At 63.5% G+C, this 12,894-nt stretch carries 12 protein-coding genes; 7 read left to right on the top strand and 5 right to left on the bottom strand.

What is annotated here, in order from left to right; genetic code table 11:
• Positions 1–53: 53 nt before the first annotated feature.
• The 3 genes from ACKAMS_RS01270 to ACKAMS_RS01260 all read left to right on the top strand — a co-directional run bounded on the left by ACKAMS_RS01270 (position 54) and on the right by ACKAMS_RS01260 (position 2,286).
• Positions 54–827, top strand: a complete 774-nt coding sequence (locus tag ACKAMS_RS01270) for a PIG-L family deacetylase (protein WP_019744397.1) — start codon at positions 54–56, stop codon at positions 825–827.
• Positions 828–892: 65 nt separating this feature from the next.
• On the top strand, positions 893–1,285 hold the full coding sequence (locus tag ACKAMS_RS01265) for a PaaI family thioesterase (protein ID WP_003942017.1): 393 nt from the start codon (positions 893–895) through the stop codon (positions 1,283–1,285).
• On the top strand, positions 1,282–2,286 hold the full coding sequence (locus ACKAMS_RS01260; protein ID WP_019744398.1) for a tocopherol cyclase family protein: 1,005 nt from the start codon (positions 1,282–1,284) through the stop codon (positions 2,284–2,286). Before ACKAMS_RS01265 ends, ACKAMS_RS01260 begins: the two co-directional genes overlap by 4 nt.
• Here the strand turns inward: ACKAMS_RS01260 and ACKAMS_RS01255 are convergent.
• Positions 2,252–3,121, bottom strand: coding sequence for a LysR family transcriptional regulator (locus ACKAMS_RS01255; protein ID WP_243617452.1), 870 nt, complete (start codon positions 3,119–3,121; stop codon positions 2,252–2,254). The two genes, ACKAMS_RS01260 and ACKAMS_RS01255, sit on opposite strands and share 35 nt — an antisense overlap.
• Positions 3,122–3,191: 70 nt before the next feature.
• On the opposite strand from ACKAMS_RS01255, the gene ACKAMS_RS01250 reads away from it, so the two are divergent.
• The gene (locus tag ACKAMS_RS01250; RefSeq protein WP_019744400.1) at positions 3,192–3,551 is read left to right on the top strand and encodes a nuclear transport factor 2 family protein; all 360 of its coding nucleotides are present in this window, start codon (positions 3,192–3,194) and stop codon (positions 3,549–3,551) included.
• A 15-nt stretch (positions 3,552–3,566) separates the two neighbouring features.
• On the opposite strand, the gene ACKAMS_RS01245 is transcribed toward ACKAMS_RS01250, so the two are convergent.
• Positions 3,567–4,838 carry an ROK family transcriptional regulator gene (locus ACKAMS_RS01245; RefSeq protein WP_020906761.1) on the bottom strand — a complete coding sequence of 424 codons (1,272 nt, stop codon included), beginning with the start codon at positions 4,836–4,838 and terminating at the stop codon, positions 3,567–3,569.
• Positions 4,839–5,180: 342 nt separating this feature from the next.
• On the opposite strand from ACKAMS_RS01245, the gene ACKAMS_RS01240 reads away from it, so the two are divergent.
• From ACKAMS_RS01240 to ACKAMS_RS01230, 3 genes are read left to right on the top strand one after another with little or no spacing between them, the layout of a single operon-like run.
• Positions 5,181–6,176 carry a TauD/TfdA family dioxygenase gene (locus ACKAMS_RS01240; RefSeq protein ID WP_020968920.1) on the top strand — a complete coding sequence of 332 codons (996 nt, stop codon included), beginning with the start codon at positions 5,181–5,183 and terminating at the stop codon, positions 6,174–6,176.
• A complete protein-coding gene (locus ACKAMS_RS01235; protein ID WP_070384588.1) occupies positions 6,173–8,494 on the top strand; it encodes an arylsulfatase in 2,322 nt (773 codons plus the stop codon). Before ACKAMS_RS01240 ends, ACKAMS_RS01235 begins: the two co-directional genes overlap by 4 nt.
• A 15-nt stretch (positions 8,495–8,509) precedes the next feature.
• The gene (locus ACKAMS_RS01230; RefSeq protein ID WP_003942076.1) at positions 8,510–9,259 is read left to right on the top strand and encodes an SDR family NAD(P)-dependent oxidoreductase; all 750 of its coding nucleotides are present in this window, start codon (positions 8,510–8,512) and stop codon (positions 9,257–9,259) included.
• A 19-nt stretch (positions 9,260–9,278) separates the two neighbouring features.
• Here ACKAMS_RS01230 and ACKAMS_RS01225 read toward each other — a convergent pair whose 3' ends face one another.
• From ACKAMS_RS01225 to ACKAMS_RS01215, 3 genes are all read right to left on the bottom strand, one after another.
• Positions 9,279–10,040, bottom strand: coding sequence for an ESX secretion-associated protein EspG (locus tag ACKAMS_RS01225; protein ID WP_205907637.1), 762 nt, complete (start codon positions 10,038–10,040; stop codon positions 9,279–9,281).
• Entirely contained in the window at positions 10,037–11,560 is a 1,524-nt protein-coding gene (locus ACKAMS_RS01220) for a hypothetical protein (protein ID WP_408988506.1), read from the bottom strand. Before ACKAMS_RS01220 ends, ACKAMS_RS01225 begins: the two co-directional genes overlap by 4 nt.
• Positions 11,561–11,687: 127 nt before the next feature.
• Positions 11,688–12,884, bottom strand: a complete 1,197-nt coding sequence (locus tag ACKAMS_RS01215; RefSeq protein WP_408988505.1) for an Ig-like domain-containing protein — start codon at positions 12,882–12,884, stop codon at positions 11,688–11,690.
• Between the last annotated feature and the right edge of the window lie 10 nt (positions 12,885–12,894).

Raw genomic sequence — 12,894 nt, 5'->3', positions numbered from 1 at the left:
TTTCACTGTGCGCTCGGGTTGACCTGTCGGTAACTTGCCTTACGATTGCGCGAATGAGTGTCCTGGTGTGTTTCCACGCCCATCCCGATGACGAAGTTTTCACTACGGGTGGCGTGATGAGAATGGCCGCCGACGCAGGTCACCGCGTCGTAGTCGTCACCGCTACCGACGGTGCTCTCGGTGAATTCCCCGACGGCCTGTTGGACGAATACGAGACGTTGGCTCAGCGCCGCAGCCGTGAACTCGAGGCGTCCACCGACGCGTTGGGCGCCAATCGCGTCGTGTCCCTGCATTACCCGGATTCGGGGATGGTGGGTACGCCCGAGAACGAGAATCCGGAAGCGTTCTGCAACGTCGACGTCGAGAAGGCCGCCGAGCGTCTTGCCGAGGTTCTTCGTGAAGAGAACGCCGATGTCCTGACCATCTACGACCCCAACGGCGGATACGGGCACCCGGATCACATCCAGGTCCACCACGTCGGCGTCCGGGCCGCAGAACTCGCAGGCACGCCGTTCGTCTACGAGGCGTCCACCAACCGCGATCACATGAAGATGCTGATGCAGGCAAACCCCGAGTGGACCGAAGAGGCGCAGCCGCCGGACATCGAATCGTTCGGGCTTCCCGCAGACCAACTCACCACCGCCGTCGATGTCAGTTCGGTGATCTCGTCCAAGCGCGCGGCCATGTACGCACACGCGACCCAGGTCGGCGATTTCGGCCCGTTCCTCGAAATGCCGACGGAGCAGCTCGCCGCGGCATTCGGCACCGAGTGGTTCCGTCGCCGCAACGCGCCGGAAGGTCTGTCCGAAACCGCCCTTCCCCTCTGAAGTCACCGCCCTCGATAAACCGAAGTCCCGACGGAGGTTTCGGCGGCTCGTTACCATCGGTAGGCATGGACCTCGAACAACTTGTCGCGAGCATGCCTTTTGCAGTTCACACCGGAATTCAGTTGGACAGCGCGGCACCCGAACAGGTTGTCGGCCATCTGGATTGGGACAGCCACCGCACCACCGCCGGCAACGGAATGCACGGCGGCGCCTTGATGACGCTGGCAGACAGCGTCGGCGCCGTCTGTGCATTCCTCAATCTTCCGCCCGGTGCAAGCACTTCCACCACCAGTTCGTCGACCGTGTTCACTCGCGGGGTGCGCAAGGGCACGGTCACCGCAACCGCCCGGCCACTGCATGCGGGGCGCAGCACCGTCGCGGTCGTGACCGAGATTCGCGACGACGAAGGCCGCCTCGTCGCTCAGGTCACCGCATCACAGGCAGTATTGGGACCGTGAAGCGTCCCGCGTACCGCGCCTCGGGTGCCACCCTGCCGTACGGCAATCTGCTTGCCTCCCATGACGTTGCGATGGAGGGTTACTTCTGGCGATTCACGATGCCAGGCAGCGGACGGGTGGTGATCGCGCTCGCCGGAATCAACAAGTCCGACGGCGGCAACTGGTCGACGCTCGGTCTCGCGGCACATCCAGGCGGATTCCTCCGTACCGCCGAACATCCGAGCGGATCGGCCGATCCACGTATCCTGGGGGCCTACGCCGACAACGCTTTCCGCGGCAATGCCGATCGACTGCAGGTCGATTTCGGCGACAGCCATCTCGACGTGCGGATCAGCAATCAGCGATTCTGGCCGCATCGCCGCTTCGGGGGATCGAGCTACTTCCAATCAGTTCCCGCACTCAATCAGTACTGGCATCCGTGGCTGCTCGGCGGCCGGGTCGAGGGAAGCGCCGTCATCGACGGGCAGAACTGGGATCTCACCGGTGCGCAGGTGTACGGCGAGAAGAACTGGGGAAAGGGAGGATTCCCGGAATCCTGGTGGTGGGGACAGGCACAGGGGTTCACCGATCCTCGAGCCTGCGTGGCGTTTGCCGGCGGCCAGGTCAGCGCCGGACCTCTGCGCACCGAAGTCACCGCCGTCGTTGCCGCGCTACCGGACGGAACGGTATTGCGGCTGGGTAATCCGCTGACGTCACAGGTGGAGACGACGGTGTCCGACGATCGCTGGACTCTTCGCGGCTACAGCCGGAAGTGGAGCGTCGACATCGACGGGACCGCGCCCATCGCCGACGCACATATTCTTCCTGTTCCGATACCTGCCGAGCGTCGAAACGTGCCAGGAGCGCTCGAGCATCTCGGTGGAACCATGTCGGTCATCGTCCGCCGGCGCGGCACCATAGTCTGGAAGGACAGGTCACGGTTGGCTGCTCTCGAGCACGGCGGATTGGATCGGGCGCAGGCCGAACTCACTCGGCGGGAACAGCTCTCGCAAGATCGATGAGAGCGGAGGCCGCCGGATTCTTGCCGCCCGACGAACGCCAGACCAATTCCAGCCGAGATCGTGCTTCCGGTTCGAGATCGATCCGATGCAACTCCCCCACTGTCGACTCCGGAAGCACGGCCATTCCCAGCCCCTGCGCTGCCAATGAAACGATGATGCCGAGGTTGCTTGCCTCGAGCGCAACCGTCGGCTTGGTGCCGGCGGCGGCGCACGCGAAGTCCAGACACGTTCTGATGCCGGTTCCCTCCGGCAGACAGATGACCGATTGCGTCGCGAGTTCGGCAAACGGCAGAGACGACACCTCGGCCAGCGGATGATCCGCCGCCACTCCGGCCACCAGTCGTTCGTCGGTGATCACCCTCGATTCGAGCCCTTCCGGCAGCTTGCCCGCCACCCCGATGACGGCTATGTCGAAGGTTCCGTCCAACACTCCGGCAAGCAAACTGCGCGAATCGTCCTCGGCCAGCGAAATGTCCAGTCCGGGGTGTTTGTTGTGCAACCGACTGAGCAGATCTGTGAGGTCGGCGGAAGCGCAGGCGGTAACCATCCCGACCGAAACGGAACCCCGAACCAGTCCGTTCAAGGCATCGACAGCGTCGCGGGTGCTCTGAACGGAAGCAAGTGCAGCGTAGGCGTGCGGGAGGACAGCTCGCCCGGCGTCGGTCAGACAAACGGTTCGACCACTACGATCGAGCAATTCCTGCCCCAACTCACGTTCCAGCCGTTTGACCTGCGCACTCACACCCGGTTGGGCTACGTGAAGCCGCTCGGCGGCGCGAGTGAAGTTGGCTTCCTCCACTACCTTGACAAAGTATTCGAGCTGCCGAAGTTCCATAACTGCTGATTATAGCTGCGAGACAAACTAGATCTTGGACTTATCGCCGGTGCGGTAGAACGATGGAAGCATGACAACAACAGATGACGTTCAGAAGGCCGGAACCCCGGAAGACATCGCAAAGCTTTTTGTGCAGTTCGCCAACGCTGGTGACGCAGACGCCGTCGCCGCACTCTACGAGGAGGATGCGGTGATGGCCTTCCCGCCCGGATCCCTCACCGTGGGTCGCCAAGCCATCCGCGAGGTGATCTCTCAGATGCTGGCAGCTGCACCGAGATTCACCGTCGAGGAATCTCTACCGACGGTGATCAGCGGCGACCTCGCCATGACCTCGACCAAACCTTCCGACGGAACCGGCGGGCGCACGCAGGTCGCGCGCCGCCAGTCCGACGGATCATGGTTGCGAGTCTTGGATCGACCGGAACTCTGACTACCCTCTTCGCAGTCAGACGGCCGACGCGCGACGCATGGCCGCAGCGGGATCAGCAAACAGTGAACTCAGTGACACGACCGTGGAAGCGTATTCCTGGACCCGATTACCGAAACCGGTAATTCGAATGTCCTTACGCTCCAACGAGGATGCCGTCGAGAAAGCCTCGGCGACGTGGGGCACTCCGGCGGGATAGTCGGTGAATGCCTGACCACCCAGAATCACACGATCCGGGTTGAACAGGTCACGCAGCATTGCCACCGTCCGGCCGAGGACGCGTGCTCGATCAACCAGAAGTTCGTGTGCCGGAATGGAACCCGACGACGCAGCCCGGTAGACGTCCGCGATCGTGACACGCTCACTGCCCTGGATCACGGCGCCCGAAGACAAAGCCTGCGCGACTACGGCGCGGTCACTGATCGTTGCTTCAAGGCAACCCACGGCGCCGCAGGTGCACCGTGCGGACGAACCCGTCGGAAGGTGCGCGATCGAACCGGGTCCGCTGGACGGCGTGTGTACTCGACCTTCGAAAGTGATTGCGATACCGGCAGTTTCACGGGCGTAGAAGTACAGCCCGGTAGTGCCCGGTGTCGGAGCCTCGGCACGGTCGGTGCTGAGCAGTAGTTCCGACGCAGCCATCGCCTCGACGTGGGCTGCGACTGATACAGGAAGGTCCAAGCCGGCTCCGATGATGGATCCGACTTTGGCGCCCTTCCACCCCAGGCGCGGGTGATCGACTACTCCGGTCGCCGAATCGACGCGACCGCCGATGGCCACGCCGACGGCGAGTGGACGACGCTTGTGCCACCGTGAGGCAAACGATTTGGCCGAGCGCGCAATGGTGGCAAGCGCGACAGCAGAATTGGTGGCGGGAGTCGGAATCTCGACGGCGCCGAGCACCTTGCCACGAATGTCGCTGGCGATGATGCTGGTGACGACGGCACCGATATGAATGCCCACGGTCAAGTACGGCTCGTGGTTGACCTCGAACGGAACCCGCGGACGCCCGATGGCGCCGGAGGCTGTCAAGTCTGCGCGTTCGCGCAGGATCCCGAGGTCCAGCAGGCTCGTGACCTGCCGGTTCACGGTGGCAATACTCAGTCCGGACGCTTTCGCCGCGGTATCGCGAGAGAGCGGCCCGCGGGATCGAGCAATGCGCAACACCGTCGCGGACGGTCCGTCGGCAATGCGCAGTTCGGGCACGACGATCTGGGTACGGGTCCGCGTTCCCGAGAGCGCGGTTCGCGATCGGATGTTCGGAATGGCGGAGATGGTGGGTGTCGACATGGCTGTCCCTTGCAGAAGGAGGAGAAGGCGCATATCTCTGTCGACCGCGAGATCAGCTTTTGCGCTGGTCAAGCGAAGAGAAAGACAGGAAAGGCGCAGAAATTAGCTGCAGAAAGAACGGCGGCGACAACACAGCTCTCGCGCCAAGGGCAGACGCGAACCAAGCGCAGCGGTCACGTAGGTGACCCGCAAAGCGGCAGGCTGGTCGGTCGACATGGCTCCAAAAGTAGCAGCTTCACCGAGATTCACAAATCAGGTGCGGTAACGATCACACTGACCACAACCCTGTCGAGGCGGATTCTCGCGTGTTTGGGTGGGTGCACTCCCCACGAAAGGTGCACCATGTCTACAGCTTTCGCCAAGCCGACCCTCACGGACGCGGCATCAACGAACGGGGCGGCTGCCGGCGCCGCTCGCGGCACTGTCACCCCCCTCGGCGCGCATATCGGCGCCCGAATCGACGGAATCACTCTCGGCGAGCACCTCGATCCGGCGACGATCTCACTCATCCGACAGGCGCTTCTCGAACACAAGGTGATCTTCTTCCGCGGACAGAACCACCTCGACAACGATTCGCAGTACGAGTTCGCCCAGCTGTTGGGCACCCCGACCACTGCCCACCCCACGGTGAAGTCGCACGGCGCAAAAGTTCTGCCCATCGATTCGGACCTGGGCAAGGCCAACAGTTGGCACACCGACGTCACCTTCGTCGATCGCATCCCCAAGGCTTCGATCCTGCGCGCGGTGCAGCTACCCGAATACGGCGGTTCCACGACGTGGGCGTCAGGGGTAGCCGCGTACAACGGACTGCCGGATCCACTCAAGGCGCTCGCGGAGAACCTCTGGGCTCGCCACACGAACGTCTACGATTACGCGGCCACCAGCGCCGAGCGTCTCACCGAAGATCGCACGGCCGCCTACCGCGAGGAGTTCCAGTCCACGTACTTCGAGACGGAGCACCCTGTGGTGCGTGTCCACCCCGAAACCGGAGAACGCACGCTCGTCCTCGGACATTTTGTCAAGAACTTCGTCGGGTTGAGCACCGAACAGTCGAACGGTGTGTTCAAGCTCTTGCAGGATCACGCCATCAAGCTCGAGTACACGACGCGCTGGAACTGGGAAGCGGGTGACGTCGCGATCTGGGACAACCGCGCCACCCAGCATTACGCGATCGCAGACTACGACGACCAGTACCGGCGTCTGGAGCGCATCACACTTGCCGGCGACATCCCGGTCAACATCCATGGGGAACGAAGCCGCAGTATCGCCGGCGACGCTTCCGAGTATTCGGTTATCGAAGGTGCAGTTGCGGCAGAAGGTGCCTCGAACAACTCATGACTCACGCAGATTCCGCCCTTCCGCCGCACGCGCGCGGTTACGAAGGCTTCGAGGGTCGAATCGGCCGCACCGCAGCCGATTCGACCCCGGCGTGGCCCACAGCCACGACCCCGCCTCTCGGATCACCCAACATCGTCGTGGTTCTGATCGACGACATGGGATACAGCGACATCGGACCGTTCGGCTCCGAGATCGAGACTCCCACCCTCGACCGCCTTGCCTCGCAGGGCATTCGAATGACCAACTATCACACGACGCCCCTCTGCTCGCCGTCGCGCGCCGCGCTTCTCACCGGCCTCAATCCGCACCGCGCCGGGTACGGATTTGTTGCCAACGCCGATCCGGGATACCCCGGACTGCGTCTGGAATTGGCCGACGACGTCCAGACACTCCCCGAAATCCTCCGCGGCGCAGGCTATGCGACCTATGCGGTGGGCAAGTGGCATCTCGTGCGCGACGCAAACCTCGCCCCAGGACGAAGTCGTGATTCCTGGCCGACACAGCGTGGATTCGATCGCTACTACGGCTCACTCGAAGGACTCAATTCCTTCTATTACCCCAATCAATTGATCTCCGACAATTCTGTGGTCGACGTCGACGAGTATCCCGAGGGCTACTACCTCACCGACGATCTGACCGACAAGGCCGTCGGGTACATCAAGGACCTTCGCGCCCACGATCAGGACAAGCCGTTCTTTCTCTACTTCGCACACGTCGCCATGCACGGACCCTTACAGGCCAAGCCCGCCGATCAGGCGAAATACCGCGGTCGCTACGACGAGGGCTGGGATCGAATCCGCGAGTCGCGGTTCGCCTCTCAGCTACTGCAGGGACTCTTTCCGGAGGGGACACGACAGGCACCGCGTAACTCCGAACCCGGATTCGACGTGCCCGAATGGGATTCGCTCACGCCGGAGGTGCAGTCTCGGTTCGCCCGCTACATGGAGGTGTACGCGGCGATGGTCGACTCGATCGATCAGAGCGTCGGACGCATCGTCGACACCCTGGACGAGCTGGGCGAACTCGACAACACGATCATCGTCTTCACCTCGGACAACGGCGGCACCGCCGAGGGCGGTTCGGACGGGACTCGAAGCTACTTCGCGCAGTTCGCGCACATTCAGGATCCGGACTGGGTGGGCGATGTCCCCCACGACGAATCCCTCATCGGCGGACCTGAGTTGGGCGTGCACTATCCACGTGGATGGGGGCAGACGTCCAACACCCCCTTCCGGTTCTACAAAGGGCAATCCTTTGCCGGTGGGATCCGTGTTCCCTTCCTCCTGTCCTGGCCCGCGGGATTGAAACCCGAAGCGGGCGACAACGGGATCCGCGACCAGTTCGCGTATGTCACCGACCTGACGCCGACGCTTCTCGAACTGGCCGGAATCGAAACCCCCACCGTGCGAAACGGGCTGCCTGTCAAGGAGTTCGACGGTGTGTCGAGCGCGCCGGTTCTGCGTTCACCGACCGCTCCGAGTACCCACACCGAGCAGTACACCGAGGTGACCGGAATCCGCGGCTACTACAAGGACGGATGGAAACTGCTGGCGCTCGCTCCAGCTGACATCGACAAACCGCACTGGCAATTGTTCGACGTCCGAGCCGACCCGACCGAGCTCGACGACCTCGCATCACGGTTTCCCGACAAGGTTCGCGAACTCGCCGAGGCCTGGGACCACTCGGCGTGGGCGAACACCGTGTTTCCTCTACTGGGCAATACCGTCGGCGCGGTTCGCCGTCCGGAGGAGGAGGCACTCTCACGCCCGGTGCGACTACTTGCGGGAACGCCCCCACTGGAGCGCTACCGCTCATCCAAACTGATCGGGTTCCGTGACTTCGACATCACGATCGAACTCGACGGTTACCGCGAAGGCGACGCCGGCGTCCTTGTCGCCCATGGGGATCCACAAGGTGGATATCTTCTCTACGTCGAGGACGGCAACCTGCATCTCGGATACAACGCCTTCGGTTCCTACTCCGTGGTCGATGCGGGGCCATTGCCGGTCGGCACCAAGCGAATCGACGTGTCCGTGGCGGTGTTACCGCGGTTGCGTTGGGATCTCCACGTCAGCGTCGACGGCATTCACGCGGGCCAACTGCTCGGGCAAGTACAACTGGTCGGGATGGCGCCGTGGACCGGCATCTCGGTCGGGGTCGACGCCAGAGGACCTGTGTCGTGGGAAGTACGACGACGCCACGGACCATTCCGGTACAGCGGCGCGCTGCGCGCCGTCACCTACACCCCTGGCCCGGTCAAGGTACCGCGTCGTCACATCGAATCCATCGAGCGGGAGGCAGAGTATGCCGCCGACTAGCCCTACGATTGCGTCATGACCATTTCTTCCGATGCCCGCATCGCCGTAGTCACCGGAGCCAGCTCCGGAATCGGTGAGGCCACCGCCCGCACCCTGGCAGCTCAGGGATTCCACGTCGTGATCGGTGCTCGCCGCGTCGATCGTCTCGAGAAGATCGCCGAGGAGATCGGTGGTACCGCTCTCGAACTCGACGTCACCGACGAGGATTCCGTCGACGCATTTGCCGCCGTTGTTCCCCGTGTCGACGTGTTGGTCAACAACGCGGGTGGCGCGAAGGGCCTGGCGACGGTCCTGGACGCCGATCTGGACGACTGGCGGTGGATGTGGGAGACCAATGTCCTGGGCACGTTGCGTGTGACGAAGGCACTGCTGCCCAAGCTGATCGATTCGGGTGACGGTCTGGTCGTGACCATCACCTCGGTAGCTGCGCTGGAGGCATACGACAACGGTTCGGGCTACACCACGGCCAAGCACGCTCAAGCCGTCCTTCATCGGACATTGCGCGGTGAACTGTTGGGTAAGCCCGTTCGACTGACCGAAATCGCGCCCGGAGCAGTCGAGACCGAGTTCTCACTCGTCCGGTTCGAGGGTGATCAGGACAAGGCCGACAAGGTGTACGAGGGAATCACACCGTTGGTGGCGCAGGACATCGCCGAGATCATCGGTTTTGTCGCGTCGCGGCCGTCACATGTGAACCTCGATCAGATCATCGTCAAGCCGCGGGATCAGGCAAGCCCCGGTCGGTTCCACCGCACCACCAGCTAGTTCGAATCGCACCGAGCAGCTAGAGCCTCGGACGAATCGACTGACGGAGGACGGAGTCGAGATTGCGTGCAATCTCGGCCTCAGTCATTTCCGCGGAAGCGCCGCGGGCACTCACGGTTTCACCCGCGGTGATGATGTACCGACCGTCGCCGGCATAGTCGTACCAGTGGAATGTTATTCCGTCGTCGGTCGGCCTGCTGTCGACGGCTCCTCCCGGGTATGCGGTGACTTCACCGATCGAGGTCCGCTCTCGGCCGAAGAATCTGCTCACTTCCTCGCTTCCGCGCGCACCGGCTGCGCTGCTCAGAAAGCTCTGCCTCCCGGCAGTTTTCGGCCTTTCGATGCTCACGCCCCGCTCCGATCCAGCGGGGCAGGTCGGCAGGTGATCGACGAGCATCCGCGGAATTGCCGATGGGCGTGCCACGGTGAAAACCACGTCGGAGCCACAGTCGACAGTCCTGCCGGGCAGTTGAGTCAGGAGCACACCCAGGTCGCCGGCAACAACACCGTGCAATCGCGTCACCGTACTCATCTTCTGCCCGTGGAAACCGGAAACCTCCACACGAGCATCAGGATTCGCAAGAGCACCGAGAACGTGATGCAGCCGATCGTCGAGCACGGCAGACAGGTGCGCTCCCGCTCGACGTCGCGCCGCTGTCAGCTCGTTCATGGTGTCGGCCGCCGGACGAAACCGCAGCGGGTACGGGAGTCGGTCACGTCCGACCGCTTCCCAGAGAATCTGGAATTCGAGGCCGGTGAACTGCCATTGCATGGTGGTCATTCGCCCAGTACCGCCGGGGAGACCATGGGTAGGTCGCCGATCAGGGCGTTACCGTTCTCGACGGTGACGAGGTAGCCGGGGGTGTCGTGAACGTTGTCTTCGTCTTGCCCTTGCCCTCGTCCCGGTGCCATGCCGCCGACGCCACCCATCGCGCCCCGACCGCTCTGCGCGCCCGTCGCCGAAGTACCGCCAGTTCCGTTGACTCCCCCACGTCCGCCACCGGCGAGGCCGCCGCCGCCGCCAGGGCCGCCAGGTCCGAGGGCTCCACCGGGCCCGAAGCCGCCGGTGCCGATTCCACCGGCAGAACCTCCACCCGAACCGCTACCCACCAGGCCTGACGGCACGCCGGAACCGAGCTGAGCACCATTCGGAGTTGCACGGGCAAGGCCATCCGGCGCTGCACCGGCGGACAGTGGACCGGCATGTGCCGCGGTGGTCCCGGCCGGGCCGGAATCGTTTGCGGACCGGGCGGCGTCGGCACCGGAATTCCCTTGGGTGTCAACACCACTACGGTTGTCACCATTTCCGGAATTGGGGCCTAAAGGGTTCTGACCGGAACCGTCTCCGGCCGGATTTGCACCGCCGGAGATTCCACCGTCCACTCCTCCACCCGACGCCGATGGCGCGCCGAGCCCGTTCCCCGTTCCCGAGGCCATACCTCCGCCGGAACCACCACCACCGAATGCGCCGCCACTTCCAGCCCCGCCACTTCCAGCCCCGCCACTGCCGGTGACCGGATTGAAAGCGGCCGGGAGGATCGGCACCTGGTCGTCCGCACGCTTCATGTACGGCAGATACACGTCCTTCATCACCTGGCGCGCTTGACGTTCGGCTTCTTCCGCTTCGTATTGGGCCTGCTTCCACGTAGCCCCGGGAACCAGGCTGAGAAACCTCTCGACCGTCGAGGCGCCGTCGGGTGCCGGAATCGAGCGTTTGGCCTCGTCGAGTGCGATCTTCGCCTCCTCGATCTTGTTCGAGATCAGATCGACCCGCACCTTCAGCTCACCCGCATCGGCCGAGTAGGCCAGCACTGCTTCCAACGCAGCCGAGCCTCCACGTCCCTGCCAGCCTTCGGTGATTGCACCGTTCACATCGCTCTGGAACTTCCCGATGCCAGATTCCACCCGGCCGGCAATGGCCTTCCAGGCCTCACCGATTGCACTCAGGGTTGCCGGATTCATCTCGCTGACGTGGTCGAAGATTTCGGAGTGCGACATCGCATCGAAAGGATCGTCGTCCACGATTGCATGTTCGCTGTACTCGAGCGATGACGTCTGGGCGGTGAGGGCATCGCGCTCACCCCACGCTCGTGCGCGCTCTGCATCGGCGTCGGCGGTCGCAACAGCCATCTCGTCGTCGAACGCGCCGCGGTCGTCGGTTACGGATTGCACCAGAGCAGATGTAGCGATTGCGCTCGCGATGGGAGCGCCGACAACTGGCAACGCCGCCACGCCGGACGGGACGGCCTGCGTCGCTTCGGAGATCCTGCCAAGCACATCTTCCAGAAATGGAATGCCCACCGCTGCCCCCTGACGTCGAAATCCCCGTCAGACTCCCCCGAGCCGACAGCGCTTACCTGTATTGACGCAAGCAACGCCCGGATGGTTCCGCTCGTCGACGGATTTCTCGGTTCACAGCAGTACAGACTTACCCCAGTGCAGACATCGACTTCCAGGTCGGCAAATCGATCGCCCAGTCGTAGATGTCGCCGTCCGCAGGCGACAGGTCGATCGACGTGCCGGTCACCTCGACGGGGTCACCGTAGAGGGCGGTTCCGAAGTATTCCTGCGCGTCGGATGTCGACAGGTTGATGCAACCGTTCGTGACGTTCGACGAGCCCTGCACCCCGGTGGTCTCAGGATTGGCGTGGATGAATTCGCCGTTGTTGGAGATGCGCACCGCCCAACGCTCACGCACGTTCTCGTAGAACGGCGGATTGGACATCATGAAGTCTTCGTACTTCTCCGTCACCATGTGAATGCCACTGCGCGTGACGTTTCGAGGTTCGTTTCCCTCGCCGTAGCTGACGGGAATGTCCATGATCGTCTGACCGTCTCGCACCACCTGCATGCGGTGGCTCGGCGCGTTCGCCTTCACGATCTGGCTACGACCGATCGTGAAGTCGAGCGTGAGATCCTGGTCGCCGTACGCGCCACCGCCGTAGTTCAAGCCGTAGAGCTTGGCGTCCAGATGGACAGTTGTGCCCGGCACCCAGTAATCGGCCGGACGCCAATGGGCCCGTGACCCGCCGTTGTCGTCGGCCAGCCATGCCCACGATCCGGCGGTGGGCGGCACGGTGGTCACGACAAGCGCCTTCTCGACGGCCGCCTTGTCGACGACGGAGTTGTCGAACTGCAACGTGATCGGTGCCGCGATACCAACTTCCTGGCCGTCGGCGATATTGAGGGTGGCGCCGGTGGTCGACTCCGGGGCGACCGTCGTAAAGCTCCCCTGCACTGGCACGGATTTGCCGTCGGTTCCGGTTGCCGAGCCCGACCACGAATACGTGGTGCCGTAGCCGAGTGCCTCACTGACGGTGAACGTCGTCTTGTCAGGCGAGAGTTGTCCGGCGACGGCCTTACCGGCCGCGTTGCTGAGATTGACGTCGGCCAGTGTTCCCTGGGTCACCGCAACCGAGACGGGCGCGACCGGGCTGACGTCTTTGGTACCGGGTGCCGGCGTCGACACCACGGTCGCAACAGGTGCTGGTTCGGCGGCCGCCGCACCGCCCTGTCCGTCCTTGCCACCGATCGTGCAGCCGACAGCGGCCACCATCACAGCGAGCATTACAGCTACCAACGCAACAAGACGCGAACGACTTCTCCGACCACCCAGCTCATGCACTTCAACAGGC

This window comes from Rhodococcus sp. 5A-K4 (genome assembly GCF_046097995.1).
Classification (GTDB): Bacteria; Actinomycetota; Actinomycetes; order Mycobacteriales; family Mycobacteriaceae; genus Rhodococcus_F; species Rhodococcus_F erythropolis.
The sequence above is the reverse complement of the archived record's forward strand: the minus strand, read 5'-3'. Positions and strand labels throughout refer to the sequence as shown.

Coding starts and splice junctions, on each gene's coding strand:
- ACKAMS_RS01250 (WP_019744400.1), top strand. CDS start 3,192: ATGACAACAACAGATGACGTTCAGAAGGCCGGAACCCCGGAAGACATC.
- ACKAMS_RS01270 (WP_019744397.1), top strand. CDS start 54: ATGAGTGTCCTGGTGTGTTTCCACGCCCATCCCGATGACGAAGTTTTC.
- ACKAMS_RS01240 (WP_020968920.1), top strand. CDS start 5,181: ATGTCTACAGCTTTCGCCAAGCCGACCCTCACGGACGCGGCATCAACG.
- ACKAMS_RS01245 (WP_020906761.1), bottom strand. CDS start 4,838: ATGTCGACACCCACCATCTCCGCCATTCCGAACATCCGATCGCGAACC.
- ACKAMS_RS01235 (WP_070384588.1), top strand. CDS start 6,173: ATGACTCACGCAGATTCCGCCCTTCCGCCGCACGCGCGCGGTTACGAA.
- ACKAMS_RS01255 (WP_243617452.1), bottom strand. CDS start 3,121: ATGGAACTTCGGCAGCTCGAATACTTTGTCAAGGTAGTGGAGGAAGCC.
- ACKAMS_RS01230 (WP_003942076.1), top strand. CDS start 8,510: ATGACCATTTCTTCCGATGCCCGCATCGCCGTAGTCACCGGAGCCAGC.
- ACKAMS_RS01265 (WP_003942017.1), top strand. CDS start 893: ATGGACCTCGAACAACTTGTCGCGAGCATGCCTTTTGCAGTTCACACC.
- ACKAMS_RS01225 (WP_205907637.1), bottom strand. CDS start 10,040: ATGACCACCATGCAATGGCAGTTCACCGGCCTCGAATTCCAGATTCTC.